This is a genomic window from Ferrimonas sp. SCSIO 43195 (genome assembly GCF_023716685.1).
Taxonomy (GTDB): domain Bacteria; phylum Pseudomonadota; class Gammaproteobacteria; order Enterobacterales; family Shewanellaceae; genus Ferrimonas; species Ferrimonas kyonanensis.
In genome coordinates this window covers 647,954-666,516 of sequence record NZ_CP072679.1, presented here as the reverse complement: position 1 = coordinate 666,516, position 18,563 = coordinate 647,954, and the positions used below count along the sequence as shown (strand labels likewise).

The following is an 18,563-nucleotide window of genomic DNA, read 5'->3' as shown; positions in this document are numbered from 1 at the left end:
AAATGAGCGGCCTCACAGGTGTGAGGGAGAGACAGTAACAGACAAGATGCCCACAACAGCCAATGAGATAACCGGAAGCCACTCGAAATCATCGCCAACCCTTAGTGATTATGCTTGTGCCCATGGCCGCCCATGGTGCCAAGGTTATCCAGAGTCAGCTGGTCAAAACGCAGCACCTCGCCACCGTAGGAGTTGGCAAAGGCGTTGGCCACATTTTCAGAACTGAAACTCGCCAGAGTCGGGCCCATAGCGCCGTTGCGGGAGGAGCCGGTGACGAACCAGGCCTCGTGGGCATCCATAAAAGCCGAGTCGGCGGGCTTATCCCAATCGGTCTGAGCCAGGTCATGAACCCAGACTTGCGCCACCTGGCGCTGATTCTGGGGCTGAAGAATGAACTGGAACAGATCGCCGGTAGAGCAGAATGCCATCGCTGCCTGCTGGCCCTTGAGCTGAACCACCCCTTTCGGGCCAGGGTAGCGGGTAATGAACATGCCACACTGATGACAGCGTCTCTGCTCATCGATGTGGGTCACAGCGGCTTGCGGTGCCGCTACGGTCGGGGACTCCGCCTGTGACTGACCACAACCGGACAAAACGAGTGCAACAAGTAAAAATGGCAAGATTCGCATAACAACTCTCAATACGTCAGGGGGAGGAGACCTCCCCACTCTTTGATAATCAGATGGTGTAGATCTGACCGGCATACAACAGGAACAGACGCAGGCACATCATGCCACTCACCACACTGCCTCCTGTCAGATAGAATGCCTTGGCGGAATGCGCAAATCGTTGACCGAATGCAAAATTCACAACCAAAGGCAGGGCAAAACCGAGACCCACCACACCAAACCAGAACAGGCCGGACCAACCGCCCTGAGAAAACGCTCCGGTCGCGGCCTGACTGGTGGCATCACCAAAAATCAAACCACTGAAGAGCATAAACAGGAACATCCCTTCCACCGCCATGATCGGCCACTCGGCGCCATGCAACAGCTGCATCTCAGCGCTGTGAAGCGGTTCTTTAAACCAGGTAACCGCCACCATCTTGGCCATCGCCGTCCCCGCAGACAGACCAGAAACGATAAACAGCGCCGGCAGCAGTGAGGTATTGATGATAGGAAAGCTGATAAGGGCCGAGATCAGGAAGCCGGTATAGGCACACACCGCCACCGCCAGCACCAGTGCCAGCATCTCCATCGGTCGGCGCCAGGCCAGCAGACGATCCAGCCACGGAGCCAGCCAGGCCAGCGGCTCAATGGCCACCAGCTCATCCCGCAGGGCGATGGCCGCCATCACTGCGGCCAGAGGGATGTACACCATCAACACGATAACCCCGAGGGACATCACCGAGTTCAGGTTGTAATAGATAAGAATCTTCCAGAAAAACAGTGGATTGGTAAGATCCAGTACCAAACACAACATCCCCAGACAGATGGTGACAAACGCCACCAAAGTCGCTGCTTTCAGCAATGGGGTATTGCTGTGCTGCTGTTTATAGAAACGCAGCAGTAACGCCACACTCAGGGCACCACCGGAGATACCGGCAAAAAACAGGTATACGGCAATGGGCCAGGGCCAGGCGATGCCCTGGGTCAGCCCGGTGGAAAAATCGATTCCATTCATAATGGTTACACCTCAGGCTTGGTAATGGCGATGTAGTGCAGGCTCGGTTCGGTACCGAGGTGCGGCTTAACCCGGCTGGTATTTTTCACCGCCAACAGTTTGCTGACGTAGGAGTCCGGATCGTTGGCATCCCCAAACACCAGGGCTTTAAACTTGCACTGCGACACACAGCCAGGCAGCTCACCTTGGGCCAGCTTGCTGTGAAGACAAAAATCGCAGTTGTCAGCGACCTTGGTCTCCTCATTGATGTACCGCACCTTGTAAGGGCAGGCGGCGATGCAATATTTACAACCGGCACACTTGTCGGCATCCATGGTCACGATGCCGGTCTTAGGGTCTCGGTAAGCGGCTCCTGTTGGACAAACCATTACACAGGGGGCATTTTGGCACTGCTGACACGACACCCGTACGTATTTGCGCTGGCAGTTGCATTCGGTTTTACCGCAGGTGGGGCACACCGCTCCCGGCACCCGATCACTTTGTCGCTCCAGGGTCAGCCTCGCTACTCCTTGCGGCAGGTGATTGGCCTTGTTGCAGGCCTCTTTGCAGCGTCCACAGCCGACGCACTTGCTCTGATCAAACAGCATCACGTAATGTGGTCCGGACTTGGCCACTGCGGGATCCGTCGATCCGCATCCCGCCGTCGCCACAGCCAGAGAGCCGGCGCCCATGCCCTTAAGCAGGTTCCGTCTCGGTAAATCGATGTGTTTCACATCATCCTCCAACCATCTCTATCGTTATTATCTGCTGCGCCATCACTGCCCCCAGGCTCAGGGCTGACCAGTCAGTATTTTTGCCTGTGCCCGGGTTAGTGCATTGCCGATGGCCCGTCTCTGAGCCAGGCCGACATCGCCTTGCAACAGCCGCTGCCAATGCTCGATGGCCAGGTCATACTGACCCTGGCGGTAGGCATGGCTGGCCAGCAACTCCCGTGCAGTAAATTCAGTGTCATCCCGCTCCAACGCCGACCGAATCAGGCTGTTGACCTCCGGTGTCAGTTGACGTCCGTCGCGGTAATACAGGTATTTCGCTTTCAGCCCCAGCAAGTCGGGGCTAGTGCCGGACTGCGCCAGTAGCGCGTCCAGAACATCCACCGCCTCGGCGTATTTCCCCCCGGCGGCGTAGTCCTCCACCAAGCGCAACTGAGCCTGAGGATCCAAAGGATGCTGCTCGGCACTCAGTCGGCTTTGATTGATGGCGGCCTGAAGTAGGTAGTCGACCCGAACCTGGGGAATGGCACGATTCCAGTCTGAATAGCGCCCCAGGTGCCAATACAACAGCAGGGATGAGAAGATGAGAAAGGTCAGCATAATCAGGGGAGTCCCCTTGATTATCGAAGCATAGGCTGAGCCACTGGCAGCGTCGGTTGGTGCCTTCGCGTTGCCAATGGTAGGTAGCAGTGCAGTCAGCCGCAGGTGATAACCGATGATGAAGGAAGTCACCACCAACAGCACCACACTCATTGCTACAGCCAGGCTAATCATATCTGTCCTCTGCCCTTCCCGGATTCGAATCGACGTATTCGGATTATTTCTGATGGAACATGCCAGACATGCCGGCATTGCCCATGCCCATGCTCATTCCCATGCCTTGGTGGGACTGACCAGGCTTGTTGGAATCGATCAACTCGATCTCAAACACCACCGCCGCACCGCCGGGAATCACCCCCATGCCTTCGGTGCCATAAGCCAGTTCCGCCGGAATGGTAAAGCGGTAGGTTGAACCGACGGGCATCAGTTGCAGCCCCTCTTCCCAGCCAGCGATGGAGTTGATCAGCGCCACCTGTTTCGGCTCACCCGCTTCATGGGTATCCTGAAACACCGTGCCATCGATCAACTGGCCTTTGTAATGCACGGTAACCGCATCTTCGCGGGCCGGCTTGTCGCCCTGGCCCTGAACCAGCACTTCATACTGCAAGCCGGATTCGGTCACCGATACGCCCTCTTTGGCGCGGTTTTCATCGAGGTAATCCACCGAGGCCTGAGCCACTTCCGCCACCAGGGCGTCGCGGCGCTGTTTTTTCACTTCATTGAGCACTTTGGCCCGAGCATTCAGCACATCCACCAGAGCATCGTTATCCAGTTTCAGGTCACCATTCACCGCATCGGTAAACCCCTGAACGATCTGCTCCAGCTCCACATCCAGGCCGAACTCTTTCTGGGTCACAATCTGTCCATTGAGGTACTTCCCCAAAGACGCGCCGATGGCATAGGACTCTTGGCTGAGCGTCTGCTCCTGTTTGGCCACAACCGAAGTGCTGAAACACACGGCCACAGCCAGGGAAATCATCATTGGTTTTGCAATCATCTTCATCACGTTCTCTCTTGAACTCGGGAGTTAGTTTCAGGGTTAGGGCTTTTCAGTCGGGCGTCCTGACATTCGCCACCCATAGATGCCGTCGGGCATCTGTCTGACGTTGGTGTAACCCAGCTGCATCACCGAAAACGCCGCAATTTCACTGGCATTACAAAGACGGTTGGCGCAGTAAAAGATCATCTGGGCGTTTTTGTCTTCTGGCAGCAGGGACTTCCAGTCTTCGGTAAAGAAATGAACCGCTCCGGGAATGAAACCTTCTGCCCACAGCTCAAGGGTATTTACATCAAAGAAGTACACCTCTTTGTTACCGACCAGCTGTTCCGCTTCCTGCATGCTGATGTAGTTCAGTTCCATCCGGTAATCGTCGGCAGGCCGTATCTCGTCGGCGCCACCGGCCAGCGTCGACGGGGCCAGCAGGGCCAAAGCCAGAGTCGCCGCAGTCATGAGTCGTTGCATAGTCAGTTCCTTAAATCGCCCCCGACACTACGCCGGGGGCACGTCGGTATTACTGGTTGTAACCGGCTTCATCCATGATGGCCTGAGCTTCCTGAACGTAGATCCAGGCATCACTCATCATCCGCTTCGCCAGCGTCGGTCCATGGACACCCCAGGAGCCGTCTTTTTCAACCTTGGCAGCGGCTTCACGGGCCTTATCGACCATCATCAGCACCTTGGCCTTGTCAGAGACCGACAGGCGGGTCACATTCATCAGCTCATCGATGCGGCTGATCTGCTTCACCACCTTGGCGTGGGTCTCTTTCACTGGCTCCTGCCACTTCATCACTTCACCGTAGATCTCGATCTGGTCTTCGAAGTGCAGGCCTTCATCCAGTTCGGACTGGAACTGGCTGTGACAGCCTTTGCCGTTGACAACGGTCAGGTCCAGCGCCGAAGTACGGGCACAGGTCCACATCAGATCCAGGTAGGAATAACCCTCTTCATCCTGAGCCACGGTCCAGCCTTTGGTGGTCGCCTTGCGAGGCAGACCTTCCGGCGGATTCAGCGTCTTCTTAGTCGGGGAAACTTCGATGTTCCAGATGTGGGAAGCTCGAACGTTGTCGAAACCAGCCTGATCGTTGAACTGAATCGCGGTGAACTTCTCACAGCTGCCCATGTTGGGCATGTGGCAAGAGGTACAGTCGTTGTCGGCGTGAGGCGCCGAAGACTTGTGGAATTCAGCCTGGGCCTGGTGACAATCGGCGCAGTCCTTCTTGATCTTGGTCTTGGTGAAGCCAGACAGGTAGTTGCCATCAGTCACTTCATGAGGATCGTGACAGGTGGAGCAGCGCATACCCTTGTCATAGTGCTTGGAGTTGAACATCTGACCACCCTCGGTACCACAGGATGGGCAGGAGCCCTTCATCTTCACACTGAACGCATCTTCCGGCTTAGCATTCGGGCCTTCGGCCATCTCTGCCACGTAGTTGAAGCGCTGGTGACAGCGTTCACAGTTAGACGGCATGCCACCGCCGACACCGCCATCCAGGTGAGCACCGGCGCCGTGACACTCTTCACAGGAGATGCCTTTGGAGATGGTGTGTTCACGTAGCTTCTTCGGATCGCCGAGGGCGTCGAAAAACTCCTGCTTGTTCTGGAAGTCGAACTTAAAGGTATGGCACATCTCACAGTAGGAAGATGCCGGCTGGAACAGAAACTCTTTATCCTTCTTGGCACCATAGGAGTTCACCCCCCAGGTATCGGAGCCAGAATCACCAAACTCTTCCATAGTTGCCGGGAACTCAGGAATCACTTCCTTGATTTCGCGAGCCTTTTCTGGAGTCAGGAAGGTCAGCCAGTTAACCGAGAACTGATTACCACCGGCATGCAGGGTGCCGGTTCCGTCTTTCAGTAGACCATCTTTTACGTGGTAAGAACCGCGCACCAACCAGGCGTCAATGAAGCCGTACTTGGTTCGCGGAGTGCCGATTACTGCGTAGATGGAATCTTCGGTGATCCCCTCAGGCAGAATGGTCACATCGGTGCCAAACATCCCCTTGCTCAGATCACCACCGACCTCTTCCATCTCATCGGGGAAGCGAACCACTTTGGCGTGGCGGGAGCGTTTCCACTTCTCATACTGAACGCCGTGACACTCGCCGCACTTTTCTGGGCCAATAAACTTATTGGGATAGTCCAGAATAGACTTGGCACCCAAACGGTACTGAACCGCCATCGGGCGGCCATTCTTGGCACTGTAGTCCTCGGAATTACCGGTATGCAGATACTCTTCACCCCGGTCGGAGATGTGTGGCTTACCCACCATGCGGCCTTCCGGTGCATAGGTTTTGAACACCGGGTGGTTCTCAAACAGGAAGTCCCACAGCTCTTTCTCCTGCACAATGTAGTCGTGCAGGCTCTTTACGCCCTTCTTCTCCTCAGTGCCATCGGGGTTACCCATGATCATCTGAGCCTGAGGCGATTGTTTGTAGCCTTGGCTACTCTGAGCTGCATCGGATGCAGAGGCAGATCCTGCCGCACCAACACAGATCAAGGCGGCCAATGACGCCTTCAATTTCCAGCCTTTCATCATTATCTCCTACAAAAGGTTATTGTTCCTTGCCTGGTGCAGCCGTTCTTGCTGAGGCCGGCACCGGTTTCGAATCAATTCAATCCAAGAAACGCCGCTATAAGACCAGAAACGGACCGAAGGAAACCGGAGCTTAACCACAGTCACCACGCGCTTTAGAACTCAAACCTTGCAGTCAAAAATAAAGCCAAATAAAGTTAATAAATTCAATTGGATAAAAATAAATAAAAGCAATTCAATGATGATTAAAGAGGCCTTTTTGTCCTTCCTTCACCGGCAAAAAAGATCAAAAAACCGGGTGCAGTCATGGTCACTTCGAAGATTTAAGATTTGTGCGATCACCGTCACGGCAACAAAAAACCGCGCTTCCCCGAAGCGAAGCGCGGTGGTCACTCGGCGGAGCCTGACACTCCAGGTGGTGACGCTTAAATGGAATAGATCTGACCGGCGTACAGCAGGAACAAACGCAAGCACATCATGCCGCACACCACGCTGCCACCGGTGAGGTAGAAGGCGCGGGAAGAACCTGCAAACTTCTGCCCAAACGCAAAGTTCAGCAGCAAAGGTAAAACAAACCCCAGTCCCACCACGCCGATCCAGAACAGACTGGACCAACCGCCCTGTGAGAAGGCATTCATCGCCGCCTGGCTGGTGGCATCACCAAAAATCAGCCCACTGAACAGCATAAACAGGAACATCCCCTCTACCGCCATGATCGGCCACTCGGCACCGTGCAGCAGAGTCATCTCCTTGCTGTGCAACGGCTCCTTGAACCAGGTCACAGCCGTCATCTTGGCCATTGCCGCTCCGGCAGACAGCCCGGAAACAATAAACAACGCCGGCAACAACGAGGTATTGATGATGGGGAAGCGAATCAGCGCCGAGATCAGAAAGCCGGTGTAGGCGCACACCGAGATGGCCAGTACCAGCGCCAGCTTCTCCAGCGGCCGCCGAGTAAACATCAGTCCATCGATGATCCCCTTGAGCCAGCTCAATTGCGGCATGGCCACTAACTCATCCCGCAAGGCAAAGGCTGCCAGCAGCGCCGCCACCGGTATGTAGAACAGCAGCACTATCACCCCAAGGGACATCACCGAATTCAAGTTGTAGTAAACCAGTATCTTCCAGAAAAACAGTGGATTGGTCAGATCCAGCACCAGGCACAGCATGCCAAGACAGATGGTGACAAATGCCACCGCCGAAGCCGCTTTCAGCAGCGGCGTATCGCTGGTCTGCTTGTGAAAAAACCGGATCAACAAGGCGATGCTCAGGGCGCCGCCGGAGATGCCGGCAAAAAACAGGTACACCGCGATGGGCCATGGCCAGGCAATGGCATCACCAAGACCGGTCGTAAAATCTATGGCAGTCATAATGGTTACACCTCTGGCTTAGTGATAGCGAGGTAATGCAGGCTCGGTTCGGTACCGAGGTGCGGCTTGATACGGCTGGTATTTTTTACCGCCAGCAACTTGCTGACGTAGGAGTCCGGATCATTGGCATCGCCAAACACCAGCGCCTTGAATTTGCATTGCGATACACAGGCTGGCAACTCACCTTTGGCCAACTTGCTGTGCAGGCAAAAATCGCAGTTATCGGCAACCTTGGTCTCCTGGTTGATATACCGAACCTGATAAGGGCAGGCAGCGATGCAGTATTTGCAGCCGGCGCACTTATCGGCGTCCATGGTCACAATGCCGGTTGTGGCATCACGATGGGCGGCGCCAGTAGGGCAAACCATCACACAGGGTGCTTTCTGACACTGCTGACAAGACACACGAACGTACTTGCGATCGCAGTTACACTCGGTTTTACCACAGATGGGACACACCGCTCCGGGCACCCGGTCACTCTGACGCTCCAACGTCAGCCTGGATACGCCTTCGGGCAGATTATTGGCCTGGTTACACGCCTCCTCACAACGGCCGCATCCCACACACTTGGTCTGGTCAAACAGCATCACATAGTGGGGCCCTTTACCGTTCTGGGCACTGGGGTCCGTCGAACCGCACCCACCCGCCAGAACCGCCACGGATCCGAGCCCCATGCCCTGAAGCAGGCGCCGTCTCGGTAACATCATGTCGTTCACATCATCCTCCAACCATCTCTGTTTTTATGGTCGCGGTCCAAATCAGTCCCTAGGGCTGCTGTCTGGCCGCTAATTGCTTGGCTTGGGCGCGAGTTATGGCACTCTCAATAGCGCGACGATATGCTCCGCCATTGCCGCTATCGAGAATGACCTGCCAATGTTCAATGGCCGTACCGTACGCCCCCTTGCGGTAAGCCTGAGTGGCCATGAACTCTCGGGTGGTCACATCGGAATTGTCCAGCTCCAGGGCCTTGGATACCGCCGCTAAAGCCTCATTACCAAGTGTCCGGTTATCCCGGTAGTACAGGTACTTCGCTTTCAAACCAAGCCGTTGAGCACTCTCCCCATTCAGGGAGATAAGCTGTTCTATCACCGCTACCGCGTCGGCATACTTACCGCCAGACGCGTAACTGTCGGCCAGTTGCATTAAGGTGTCCGAATCCTGAGGCCGAGTATCGGCCTCCATCCGGCTCTGGTTGATCGCTGCTTGCAGCAGGTAATCGACCCGCTCCTGAACCACACCGCTGTTCCAGTCTCCATAGCGCCCCAGTTGCCCATACAACAGTGAGGATGAGAGGATGAGACTGATCAACATCCATGCCAGCCACCAGGGCGACACGCAGATGATCCCAAGGGCAGACTCTTCGGCTCCGGACTGGCACTGACGCCGGACTGTACGATGACTGAGCGCCACCGTGGCAGCCATGGCCAACAACACCAGTATCAGAGCGAGAGATAAGCTATTCATACCGGACAACCGCCTTGCTCAGGTTTGGGTCGATTCCCACAATTTATTGATGAGTCAGGGTTGGTGAGGTCACCATTCCCATACTCATGCCCATGCCCATGCCTTTACCCATATCAACCCCCTCATGGGCCTGGCCGGGCTTTTTGGTTTCGATTAACTCGATCTCAAAAATCACTGCGGACCCACCGGGGATGGCCCCCATTCCTTCCTGGCCATAGGCCAGTTCGGCAGGAATGGTAAAGCGATAGGTTGACCCTACCGGCATCAGTTGCAGTCCCTCTTCCCAGCCGGCAATGGAGTTAATCAGCGCCACCCGCTGCGGCTCACCGCTTTCATGGGTATCCTGGAACACATTGCCGTTGATGAAGGAGCCTTTGTAATGCACCGTAACCGCATCTTCCCGAGCCGGCTTAACCCCCTCTCCCTTGACCAGCACCTCATACTGCAAACCAGACTCGGTGACGGTGACGCCCGGCTTATCACGATTCGTAGCAAGGTAGTCTCGCGACTCTTCGCTTAACTGCTTCAGCAGCGCCGCCTGACGCTCATCCTGGCGAGTATTCAACAACTGCGCCCGCGCATTCAGCACGCCGACCAGGGTATCGTTGTCCATCTTCTCGACCCCATTGACGGCGTCATTGAAGCCGGCAATCAGCGATTCCAGATCCACATCCAGCCCGAACTCCTTCTGGCTGGCCATCTGCCCGGTCAGGTACTTGCCCATGGACGCACCGATGGCATAAGACTCTTTCGCCAGATTCTGCTGCTCAGCCTGGGCGCCCGCACTGAAACAGGCGCTGACCGCCAAAGACACCAATAAGGGTTTGATAATTAACTTCATAATCTGCTCTCTCATTCGCTCACTTCAGAGGACTCGGGGTTAAGGTTTTTCCACCACTCGACCGGACATGCGCCAGCCGTAGATGCCGTCGGGCATCTGCCTGACGTTGGTGTAACCCATTTTCATCACCGCGTAGGCCGCAATCTCGCTGGCATTACACAGGCGGTTGGCACAATAAAAAATCAGCTGGGCATCCTTGTCTTCCGGAAGCAACGACTTCCAGTCTTCGGTAAAGAAATGCACCGCTCCGGGAATAAACCCTTCGGCCCACAGCTCCAGCGTATTCACATCAAAAAAATAAACGTCTTTTCGCCCCACCAGCAGCTCGGCCTCCTGCATGCTGATGAAGTTCAGCTCCTGCCGAAACTCCTCCGCTGGCCGAATCTCATCGGCACCACCGGCCATCAGGCTCAAGGGAGCCATGGATAACAGCGCCACTACTAAAATTCCCATTGCTCGCATGCTGTGCCTCTCTTGCTACTCAAACAAAGCTGCCCCCGACACATCGGTGCCGGGGGCAGTCACGATTACTTGCTGTCGTAACCGGCGTTATCCATGATGGACTGCGCTTCCTGAACGTAAATCCAGGCATCGCTCATCATGCGCTTGGCCAACGACGGACCATGAACACCCCAGGAACCGTCTTTCTCCACCTTAGCCACCGACTCACGGGCCTTATCGACCATCATCAGTACTTTGGCTTTTTCGGATACGGACAGGCGAGTGACGTTCATCAGCTCATCGATGCGCTCCAGCTGCTTAACCACCTTGGCGTGAGTCTCCTTAACGGGCTCCTGCCACTTGGTGACTTCACCGTAGATCTCCATCTGGTCCTCAAAGTGCAGGCCTTCATCCAGCTCAGACTGGAACTGGCTGTGGCAGCCCTTACCATTGAGCACGGTGCGATCCAGTGCCGAGGTACGGGCACAGGTCCACATCAGATCCAGGTAGGAATAGCCATCCTCATCCTGAGCCACGGTCCAGCCCTTAGTCTTAGAAGTGCGCGGCTTGCCTTCCGGCGGGTTCAGCGTCTTCTTGGTTGGGTGAACCTTGATGTTCCAGATGTGGGACGCTCGTACGTTGTCGAAGCCAGCCTGGTCCGGGAACTGAATCGCAGTGAACTTCTCGCAGCTGCCCATGTTGGGCATGTGACAAGAGGTACAGTCGCTTTCGCTGTGTGGCTTAGAAGATTTGTGGAACTCGGCCTGCACTTCGTGACAGTCGGCACACTCCTTCTTCAGCTTGGTCTTAGTCACACCGGACAGGTAGCTACCGTCAGTCACTTCATGAGGATCGTGACAGGTGGAGCAGCGCATGCCCTTGTCGTAGTGCGCAGAGTTGAACATCTGGCCACCCTCGGTACCACAGGATGGACAGGCGCCCTTCATCTTCACAGTAAAGGCATCTTCCGGTTTGGCGTTCGGGCCTTCGCCCATCTCTGCCACGTAGTTAAAGCGCTGGTGACAGCGTTCACAGTTGGACGGCATGCCGCCACCGACACCGCCATCCAGGTGAGCACCGGCGCCGTGACACTCTTCACAGGCAATGCCTTTGGAGATGGTGTGTTCACGCAGCTTCTTCGGATCGCCAAGGGCGTCAAAGAACTCCTGCTTGCTCTTAAAGTCGAACTTGAAGGTGTGGCACACCTCACAATAGGACGCTGCCGGCTGGAACAGGAACATCTTGTCCTGCTTGGCACCGTAGGAGTTCACCCCCCACACATTGGAGCCGGAGTCGCCAAACTCCTCCATGGTGGCCGGGAACTCTGGGATCACCTCTTTAATTTCACGGGCCTTCTCTGGGGTCAGGAAGGTCAGCCAGTTGACAGAGAACTGGTTGCTGCCCGCGTGCAGAGTACCGGTACCGTCTTTCAGCAAACCGCCTCGAACGCTGTAGGAACCGCGCACCAGATAGGGGTCGATGTAGCCGTACTTGGTTCGCGGGGTTCCAATAAGGGCGTAGATGTAGTCCTGGGTAATCCCGGCAGGCAGCAGCGGCACATCGGTGCCATACATACCTTTCTTCAGATCACCACCGGCTTCCACCACCTCTTCAGGGAAACGAACGGTTTTAGCGTGACGGGAGCGCTTCCACTTCTCGTACTGGACACCGTGGCATTCGCCACATTTCTCCGGCCCAATAAACTTGTTGGGGTAATCCAGAATCGACTTGGCACCCAGGCGATACTGGGCCGCGCTGGGGCGTCCAACCTTTTCGCTGTAGTCTTCGGAATTACCGGTATGGAGGTATTCTTCGCCCCGATCCGAGATGTGTGGCTTACCCACCATGCGCCCTTCCGGTGCATAGGTTTTGAAAACCGGGTGGTTCTCAAACAGGAAGTCCCACAGCTCTTTCTCCTGAACGATGTAGTCGTGCAGTGACTTAACGCCTTTTTCTTCCTCGGTGCCATCGGGGTTAGCCAATATCATTCGAGCCTGAGGCGACTGTTTATAGCCCTGGTCACTTTGTGCGGCATCAGAGGCCTGGGCCGAGCCCACCGCTCCAACACAGAACAAGGCGCCTAAAGAAGCCTTTAATTTCCAGCCTTTCATCATTATCTCCTACAAAAGGTATTTTGTTTCCCGCTAGGTGACGCTCTTTATTCGAAGCTTTGTCACCAATTCAAGTCTGCTAGTGCCAAGAAACGTAAATAATGAAAACAGAAAGTTACTGGATAAATGTGGAACTGACGCACAAATTAACTTCAGTTTTTTTTGACCTCATACACACCACCCGCAATTACTAAAAAATACCAGCAAAAACAAAGACATAATCAAACCAAAGGCGAAGTGCAAGCTGGTGCTTTAATAGGTTTTTTTATTAAACAAAAGAAGATAAAAAAAGATAAAAAAAGAAAACAGCCAAGGAATAACCAAGAATAAAAAACATAATCACATCTAAAAAGGCATCAGGGTAAACAGTTTCGAACCCCAACCAAACTAATTACTTTCTTTGGTCACACTTTTAATTAATGCCTGCGGCACCGCTATTTTTTCAGTGCTAAGGTAATTCCATCCGTTCAGCGCCACGCTTTTCCGTAACTGACATTCTGTACCCACGACCTTGAGAGGCCAGTTGTGATTCCTGAGATCGGTCACTTTTTGCTAATTATCGCCACCTCACTGGCGTTGTTGATCGCCAGTTTCACCCTATTTTGGGGGCGGCCAATCGAAGCCTATCTGGCACGCATGACTCAGCCTCTGACTCTGTTAATGGCAACCTGTGCCCTACTGGCCACCGCCACTCTGGTGTACGCATTTCTGGTCAACGACTTCTCGGTAGCCTATGTCGCCCATCACTCCAATACCCACCTTGCCTGGTACTTCAAGGTCGCGGCCCTATGGGGAGGACACGAAGGCTCTATTCTGTTCTGGACGCTGGGATTAACCGTTGTCACTGCCAGAGTTGCGGCCGGTCATCACTACCCCAATCGCTTCGCTCCCAGGGCCAGCAATGTGTTGGCGATGATCAACTTTGGCTTCCTGCTGTTTGTGCTCTTTACCTCCAACCCCTTTTCCCGGCTGCTTCCGGAGGTGCCGGTCGAAGGGCGGGATCTTAACCCCATGCTGCAGGACATCGGCCTGATACTGCACCCGCCCATGGTATTTCTCGGTTATGTGGCCCTGACAGTACTGTTTGCTGGCGCCATCACCACCCTGCTCAGCCGAGGCAGCCATAATGGTGACAGCGGCTGGTTTCGTCGCTGGAATTTAATTGCCTGGTTTTTCCTGACTCTCGGCAACCTGTTCGGCTCCTGGTGGGCCTACAACGAACTTGGCTGGGGTGGTTGGTGGTTCTGGGATCCGGTGGAAAATGCCTCCTTTATCCCCTGGCTGATCAGCTGCGCACTGCTGCACACCTTGCATCTGAACCGCAGTGAGAATGCCATGACCCTGACCACCCTGTTGCTGTGCCTGTCTGGCTTCAGTGTCAGTCTTATCGGCACCTTTCTGGTCCGTTCCGGTGTCATTCAGTCAGTTCATGCCTTTGCCGCTGACCCCAATAGAGGCATGGGCATTCTGATCCTGCTGTTGGCGACCATCCTTCCCGCTCTGGTGGTGTTTGCGCTGCGTGCGCCACGGCTAAAACGGGGCACTCCGCTTCGCGGCGGCAGCAATCACTGGTTGGTGATGGTGGCGAGCCTGCTGCTGATAACCGCGGCGTTCTCGGTATTGCTCGGAACCTGTTACCCGTTTATTTTCAGCGCCATGGGACTCGGAAGCATCTCTGTCGGCGCTCCCTATTTCAATACGGTTTTCATCCCCATTGTTAGCCTGTGTGCCGGTCTGCTCGGCTGGGTCAGCCTGCCGCAGGCGACCTGGAGTATTCGCAACAAAATAGCGTTGGCTGTGATGGTTATCCTGGCCGCCACCGGCTTAGGCCTGTACCAGGACAGCAGTGCTCCGGTGTGGATGTGGCAAGGGTTCGTGTCGGCCTTCTGGATCGGCAGTTGCCTGCTCATTGCTGCGGCCCATCAATTTAAGCACGCCCGCCTGCGTCTGCACCTGCCCTCGACTCTGGCCCATGCCGGCGTTGCCGTATTCATTCTCGGCGCCACCGTTCTATCCAACTTTGAACAAGCCGCCATGGTCAGAATGGGACCGGGCAACGGCAAAGTGGTTGCCGGCCTGACCGCCGTGTACGAACAAACGGATCAAGTGGAACATCGGGCCTATCGCGCCATGCAAGGCACGGTGCGCATCGAAAACAGTCGTGAACACACACTGACCTACCTGTATCCACAACGTCGTACCTACATGGATGACATGAGCGAAATGACCATTGCCGGGGTTTACCACTCCCTATTGTCCGATCTCTACCTGTCAATGGGACCGGCGGTCAGCGACAGTGAATATCTGGTGCGCATCAGCTACAAACCCTGGGTTCGACTGCTGTGGATTGGCGGCTTAATCTGCGCCTTCGCCGGCGCCCTGGCCTGGCGGCGAACGCATCGAGAAACCCATCGGGAGTACCCACTATGCTGAAATACCTGACGTTAATACTGGTACTGCTGACATCCCCGTCGTTCAGCGCCGAACCCCTCAGTGGCGCCGAACTGCATCGGGCGGTCAATGCCATCGCCGCCGACCTGCGCTGCCCCTCCTCGGTGAATCTCAATGTACTGGAGTCTGAAGCCCCCATCGCCTATGAGCTAAAAGGCCAGATTGCTGAGCAGCTGAATCAGGGCAAAAGCCGTGACCAGATCATCGACTTCCTGGTGCAGCGCTACGGTGAACAGATTCATTACCAACCAGCCCTCACTGCCGGCACCGCCATGTTGTGGTTGCTGCCTCTGCTGCTGGTCTCCACCATCCTGCTGATACTGGTGTGGCCTCTACTGCGTCAACGCCACACTCAACACTGAAAACGGACTCTGCTATGAAACTACGTCCTCTCCTGCTGTCTCTCACCCTGGCAGCCTGCAGCCTGCCCATCCACAGCCTGGCCTCAAACCTGCCCAAGGTATACCCCACCGGTGAGCCCATAGAAAAACCGATGATCATGACCAAGTTCGTGGAATTCAGTAACGCCCGCAAACCACCGGAGCTGATCTTCGACGACCGTCAGGGCAAGCCGGTTTCCATGAACCAACATCGGGGCAAAGTCACCCTGATCAACATCTGGGCCAGTTGGTGTGGCCCCTGCATCAAAGAATTACCGGCCATGCGTCAGTTGGAACAGGATTACGCCCACAAAAATCTGAAGGTAGTGCCGGTTTCCATCGACGAACTGTCACCCGATGAGGTGTATGAAGTTCTGGCCAACTATCAGTTGGACGACATCGACTCTCTGTTCGATATGGAGCACAGCATGAACGGCGTCATGCCGGTCAATGTGGTGCCGGCCACCTATGTGCTGGACAGTAACGGCAACCTGGTCGGCTTTGTGCGCGGTTATCTGGACTGGGAAGACAAAGACGTAGCGCCCTATCTGGATCAGCTGATCGACAAGTACACTCACCTGGACACCGCCACTCAATAACCCGGTGTTACCATCAAAAAAGGCGGCCATGGGCCGCCTTTTTTGCTTCATCAATACCGATTTACATCGCCATGGTCGACTGCTTCATCCAGGCCACTGTATGACCATAGAACGGAATCACCCAGGCCGCAGAGTGCTCATCCTGATAGAATCGATAGAAGTACAGCGCCTCATCCGACAGGCTCTGACGACGCAGTTCACGATAATACGGCAGCGCCGCCGGCGTAACTACCTCGGGTTTGTGCAGATTGCGGGAGTTGGTCGATACCTTAAACACATCGATCTTGTGGTCACCGATATAGGCATCGTAACGGACAAACTCACCTTCGAAGTCGTACTTGATCGGCGACGTCTTGCAGTCTTGATCGGTAACGCAGAAAGACGCAAAGAACATCCCTTTGGAGTCATCCTTGTAAACCACTGAGATATTGTGGTCGACCCTGACCAACAGTTGATCATTTCGTGGGAAGTACAGATCGGCGCTGTACATATGTTCCGTCAACTCCCCTTGATGATAGGGAATGGTCGGCAGCTCAATGCGGTTGTACCGGATCCGCTGCTCCATGATCTTGGCCAGCTCAAAAAACACCGGCAGATCCATATTCACTTTTTCGGTGGTAGGGAAATTGATGTTGATGATGTCTTTGCCGGCGCACCCCTTTCCAGTTTCAAACCCAGGGCAGATCGAAATTGAGTCGGTATTACCATCCGTTAATGCAAACGCTTTATAATCGGCAATCACCGGTTGCACGTAGCTGCTGCCAAAATGGCGCTGCCAGCGAGCCAGCTCGGCATTGGTGGCCTTCGATGACGCCAGCACATCCGTCTGCCCCTTGGCGTTGCCAATCTTTAACTTGCCAGACTCAATCCAGACCCAATCACTCAAAGTGTTGCTGGCATGAATTCGAGGAAACTGCAGCACAAATACCAACCCTACCACCAGTAGTAGAGCCATGACCATCAACGCCATTCGAGTCCGCTTGGGGCTGGTCTTTGGCGGTTCCTGGGCCGGCGAAGTGGCAACGGCCGGAGCGACCACCAAGCCGTCATCATTGATCACCACCTGATACCCACGACGAGCCACCGTCTTCAAACTGAATTCCGGATAGGGTTCGAGCTTTTTTCTCAGAGTGCTGATGCATTGGATCAGGGACGACGGAGCCACAACCCGCTCGGGCCAGCCCACTGACAACAAATCTTCCTTGGTGCAAATTTCATGCTGCCTGACCACAAGGTGATGCAATACTGCCGACTCTGCAAAAGAGAGCTTCACCTCATCGCCGGAACGCTGATCAATCAGACACAGATGCTGATTGTCCAGCACAAGATAACTTGTTAGCTGCAAATGTTTCACCACGGCTGCCTAATTCAATTTCGTAAAAAAGAGCTGATCATTTTTACTCTCAATTCCAGAGCGCCAAACGCTCCCACAAGTCATTATGCCAACAGAGAAACCACTATCCTGTGATGGTTTTCTCAGAAACTAAGTCGCTGCAGAATCAATCCCTGATACTTCCATAAATGAGCCGCGTTCTGCCTCGAAAATGTCTCCCAGACTGACAAAAGCGGAGATTTTTTCAGCAAACAACTGGCCATTGAGTAAAATTGTTTGACTGCCACCGCGCAAACCCGTTTAATACGCCCCGTCGCCTCGATAGCTCAGTTGGTAGAGCAGGGGATTGAAAATCCCCGTGTCCCTGGTTCGATTCCGGGTCGAGGCACCATTTTCAGAGAAAGCGCTAACCGCAAGGTTGGCGCTTTTTTCGTTTCAGCGGGCTGTTGAAGCCCGAGCCGGGTGCTCAACCCGGTAATCTCACGGCGCTTCGCTTAGGCTGGGCGCCCCCGTACGATGACCTTGCCCTTCGGGCCATCGCAAGTCTCGAACCTGACCAACGCCGATATTTGCGACAACTTGAGGGCAAATTTCAGTCACAACCCGCAAAGATTCAGCAATCAATTCCTTCCGCGTCTTTTTCTGTTGACTTAAATCGGTGAAATCCGTTTAATACGCCCCGTCGCCTCGATAGCTCAGTTGGTAGAGCAGGGGATTGAAAATCCCCGTGTCCCTGGTTCGATTCCGGGTCGAGGCACCATATTAAGAGAAAGCGCTAACCGCAAGGTTGGCGCTTTTTTCGTTTCAGCGGGCTGTTGAAGCCTGAACTGGGTGCCCAACCCGGTAATCTCACGGCGCTTCGCTTAGGCTGGGCGCCCCCGTACGATGACCTTGCCCTTCGGGCCATCGCTAGCGATGTTACTTCGGTCGTACCTCCCTCCGTTGCCGGGTCGAGGCACCATATTTGAAGAAGCCCTGAACGACAGTTCGGGGCTTTTTTCGTTTAGCAGCTGTGCCAGCTGCATGTCCCTGGCCTGGGCGGCCCCGGTGCTTCCGGGTCGAGGCACCATATTAAGAGAAAGCGCTAACCGCAAGGTTGGCGCTTTT

17 protein-coding genes and 2 tRNA genes are annotated in these 18,563 nt (G+C 54.9%); 5 read left to right on the top strand and 14 right to left on the bottom strand.

Annotated elements, in window-relative coordinates:
* Window positions 1–101 precede the first annotated feature (101 nt).
* From J8Z22_RS03175 to J8Z22_RS03115, 13 genes are all read right to left on the bottom strand, one after another.
* Entirely contained in the window at window positions 102–629 is a 528-nt protein-coding gene (locus tag J8Z22_RS03175; RefSeq protein WP_028114196.1) for a nitrous oxide reductase accessory protein NosL, read from the bottom strand.
* Window positions 630–678: 49 nt separating this feature from the next.
* A complete protein-coding gene (nrfD, locus tag J8Z22_RS03170; protein ID WP_028114197.1) occupies window positions 679–1,623 on the bottom strand; it encodes an NrfD/PsrC family molybdoenzyme membrane anchor subunit in 945 nt (314 codons plus the stop codon).
* A gap of 5 nt (window positions 1,624–1,628) precedes the next feature.
* Window positions 1,629–2,294 (bottom strand): 4Fe-4S dicluster domain-containing protein, encoded by a 666-nt coding sequence (locus tag J8Z22_RS03165; protein ID WP_051252838.1) that lies wholly within the window; start codon window positions 2,292–2,294, stop codon window positions 1,629–1,631.
* Window positions 2,295–2,393: 99 nt separating this feature from the next.
* Window positions 2,394–3,107: a hypothetical protein gene (locus J8Z22_RS03160; protein WP_252008739.1), complete on the bottom strand. Its 714-nt coding sequence runs from the start codon at window positions 3,105–3,107 to the stop codon at window positions 2,394–2,396.
* A 43-nt stretch (window positions 3,108–3,150) separates the two neighbouring features.
* Window positions 3,151–3,936 (bottom strand): FKBP-type peptidyl-prolyl cis-trans isomerase, encoded by a 786-nt coding sequence (locus tag J8Z22_RS03155; protein ID WP_252008738.1) that lies wholly within the window; start codon window positions 3,934–3,936, stop codon window positions 3,151–3,153.
* A 36-nt stretch (window positions 3,937–3,972) separates the two neighbouring features.
* Window positions 3,973–4,395, bottom strand: a complete 423-nt coding sequence (locus J8Z22_RS03150; protein ID WP_028114200.1) for a rhodanese-like domain-containing protein — start codon at window positions 4,393–4,395, stop codon at window positions 3,973–3,975.
* A gap of 49 nt (window positions 4,396–4,444) precedes the next feature.
* A complete protein-coding gene (locus tag J8Z22_RS03145) occupies window positions 4,445–6,466 on the bottom strand; it encodes a cytochrome c3 family protein (protein WP_028114201.1) in 2,022 nt (673 codons plus the stop codon).
* A gap of 425 nt (window positions 6,467–6,891) precedes the next feature.
* Window positions 6,892–7,836: an NrfD/PsrC family molybdoenzyme membrane anchor subunit gene (gene nrfD, locus J8Z22_RS03140; protein ID WP_035416184.1), complete on the bottom strand. Its 945-nt coding sequence runs from the start codon at window positions 7,834–7,836 to the stop codon at window positions 6,892–6,894.
* Window positions 7,837–7,841: 5 nt separating this feature from the next.
* Entirely contained in the window at window positions 7,842–8,543 is a 702-nt protein-coding gene (locus J8Z22_RS03135; protein ID WP_252010441.1) for a 4Fe-4S dicluster domain-containing protein, read from the bottom strand.
* A 58-nt stretch (window positions 8,544–8,601) separates the two neighbouring features.
* Window positions 8,602–9,300 carry a nitrite reductase gene (locus J8Z22_RS03130; RefSeq protein ID WP_252008737.1) on the bottom strand — a complete coding sequence of 233 codons (699 nt, stop codon included), beginning with the start codon at window positions 9,298–9,300 and terminating at the stop codon, window positions 8,602–8,604.
* Between the two features lie 43 nt (window positions 9,301–9,343).
* A complete protein-coding gene (locus tag J8Z22_RS03125) occupies window positions 9,344–10,141 on the bottom strand; it encodes an FKBP-type peptidyl-prolyl cis-trans isomerase (protein WP_252008736.1) in 798 nt (265 codons plus the stop codon).
* 39 nt (window positions 10,142–10,180) lie between these two features.
* Window positions 10,181–10,594, bottom strand: coding sequence for a rhodanese-like domain-containing protein (locus J8Z22_RS03120; RefSeq protein ID WP_371878097.1), 414 nt, complete (start codon window positions 10,592–10,594; stop codon window positions 10,181–10,183).
* 74 nt (window positions 10,595–10,668) lie between these two features.
* Window positions 10,669–12,693, bottom strand: a complete 2,025-nt coding sequence (locus J8Z22_RS03115; RefSeq protein ID WP_252010440.1) for a cytochrome c3 family protein — start codon at window positions 12,691–12,693, stop codon at window positions 10,669–10,671.
* A gap of 525 nt (window positions 12,694–13,218) precedes the next feature.
* Here J8Z22_RS03115 and J8Z22_RS03110 point away from each other — a divergent pair.
* From J8Z22_RS03110 to J8Z22_RS03100, 3 genes are read left to right on the top strand one after another with little or no spacing between them, the layout of a single operon-like run.
* Entirely contained in the window at window positions 13,219–15,126 is a 1,908-nt protein-coding gene (locus J8Z22_RS03110; protein ID WP_252008734.1) for a heme lyase CcmF/NrfE family subunit, read from the top strand.
* Window positions 15,120–15,506, top strand: coding sequence for a cytochrome c-type biogenesis protein CcmH (locus tag J8Z22_RS03105; RefSeq protein ID WP_028114207.1), 387 nt, complete (start codon window positions 15,120–15,122; stop codon window positions 15,504–15,506). The genes J8Z22_RS03110 and J8Z22_RS03105 overlap by 7 nt, the downstream gene beginning before the upstream one ends.
* A gap of 14 nt (window positions 15,507–15,520) precedes the next feature.
* The gene (locus J8Z22_RS03100) at window positions 15,521–16,123 is read left to right on the top strand and encodes a TlpA disulfide reductase family protein (protein ID WP_028114208.1); all 603 of its coding nucleotides are present in this window, start codon (window positions 15,521–15,523) and stop codon (window positions 16,121–16,123) included.
* A 61-nt stretch (window positions 16,124–16,184) separates the two neighbouring features.
* Here the strand turns inward: J8Z22_RS03100 and J8Z22_RS03095 are convergent, their stop codons facing one another.
* Window positions 16,185–17,477, bottom strand: a complete 1,293-nt coding sequence (locus tag J8Z22_RS03095; protein WP_252008732.1) for a winged helix-turn-helix domain-containing protein — start codon at window positions 17,475–17,477, stop codon at window positions 16,185–16,187.
* A 294-nt stretch (window positions 17,478–17,771) separates the two neighbouring features.
* Here J8Z22_RS03095 and J8Z22_RS03090 point away from each other — a divergent pair.
* A tRNA-Phe gene (locus tag J8Z22_RS03090) sits at window positions 17,772–17,847 on the top strand.
* Between the two features lie 293 nt (window positions 17,848–18,140).
* Window positions 18,141–18,216, top strand: a tRNA-Phe gene (locus J8Z22_RS03085).
* Window positions 18,217–18,563: the final 347 nt, after the last annotated feature.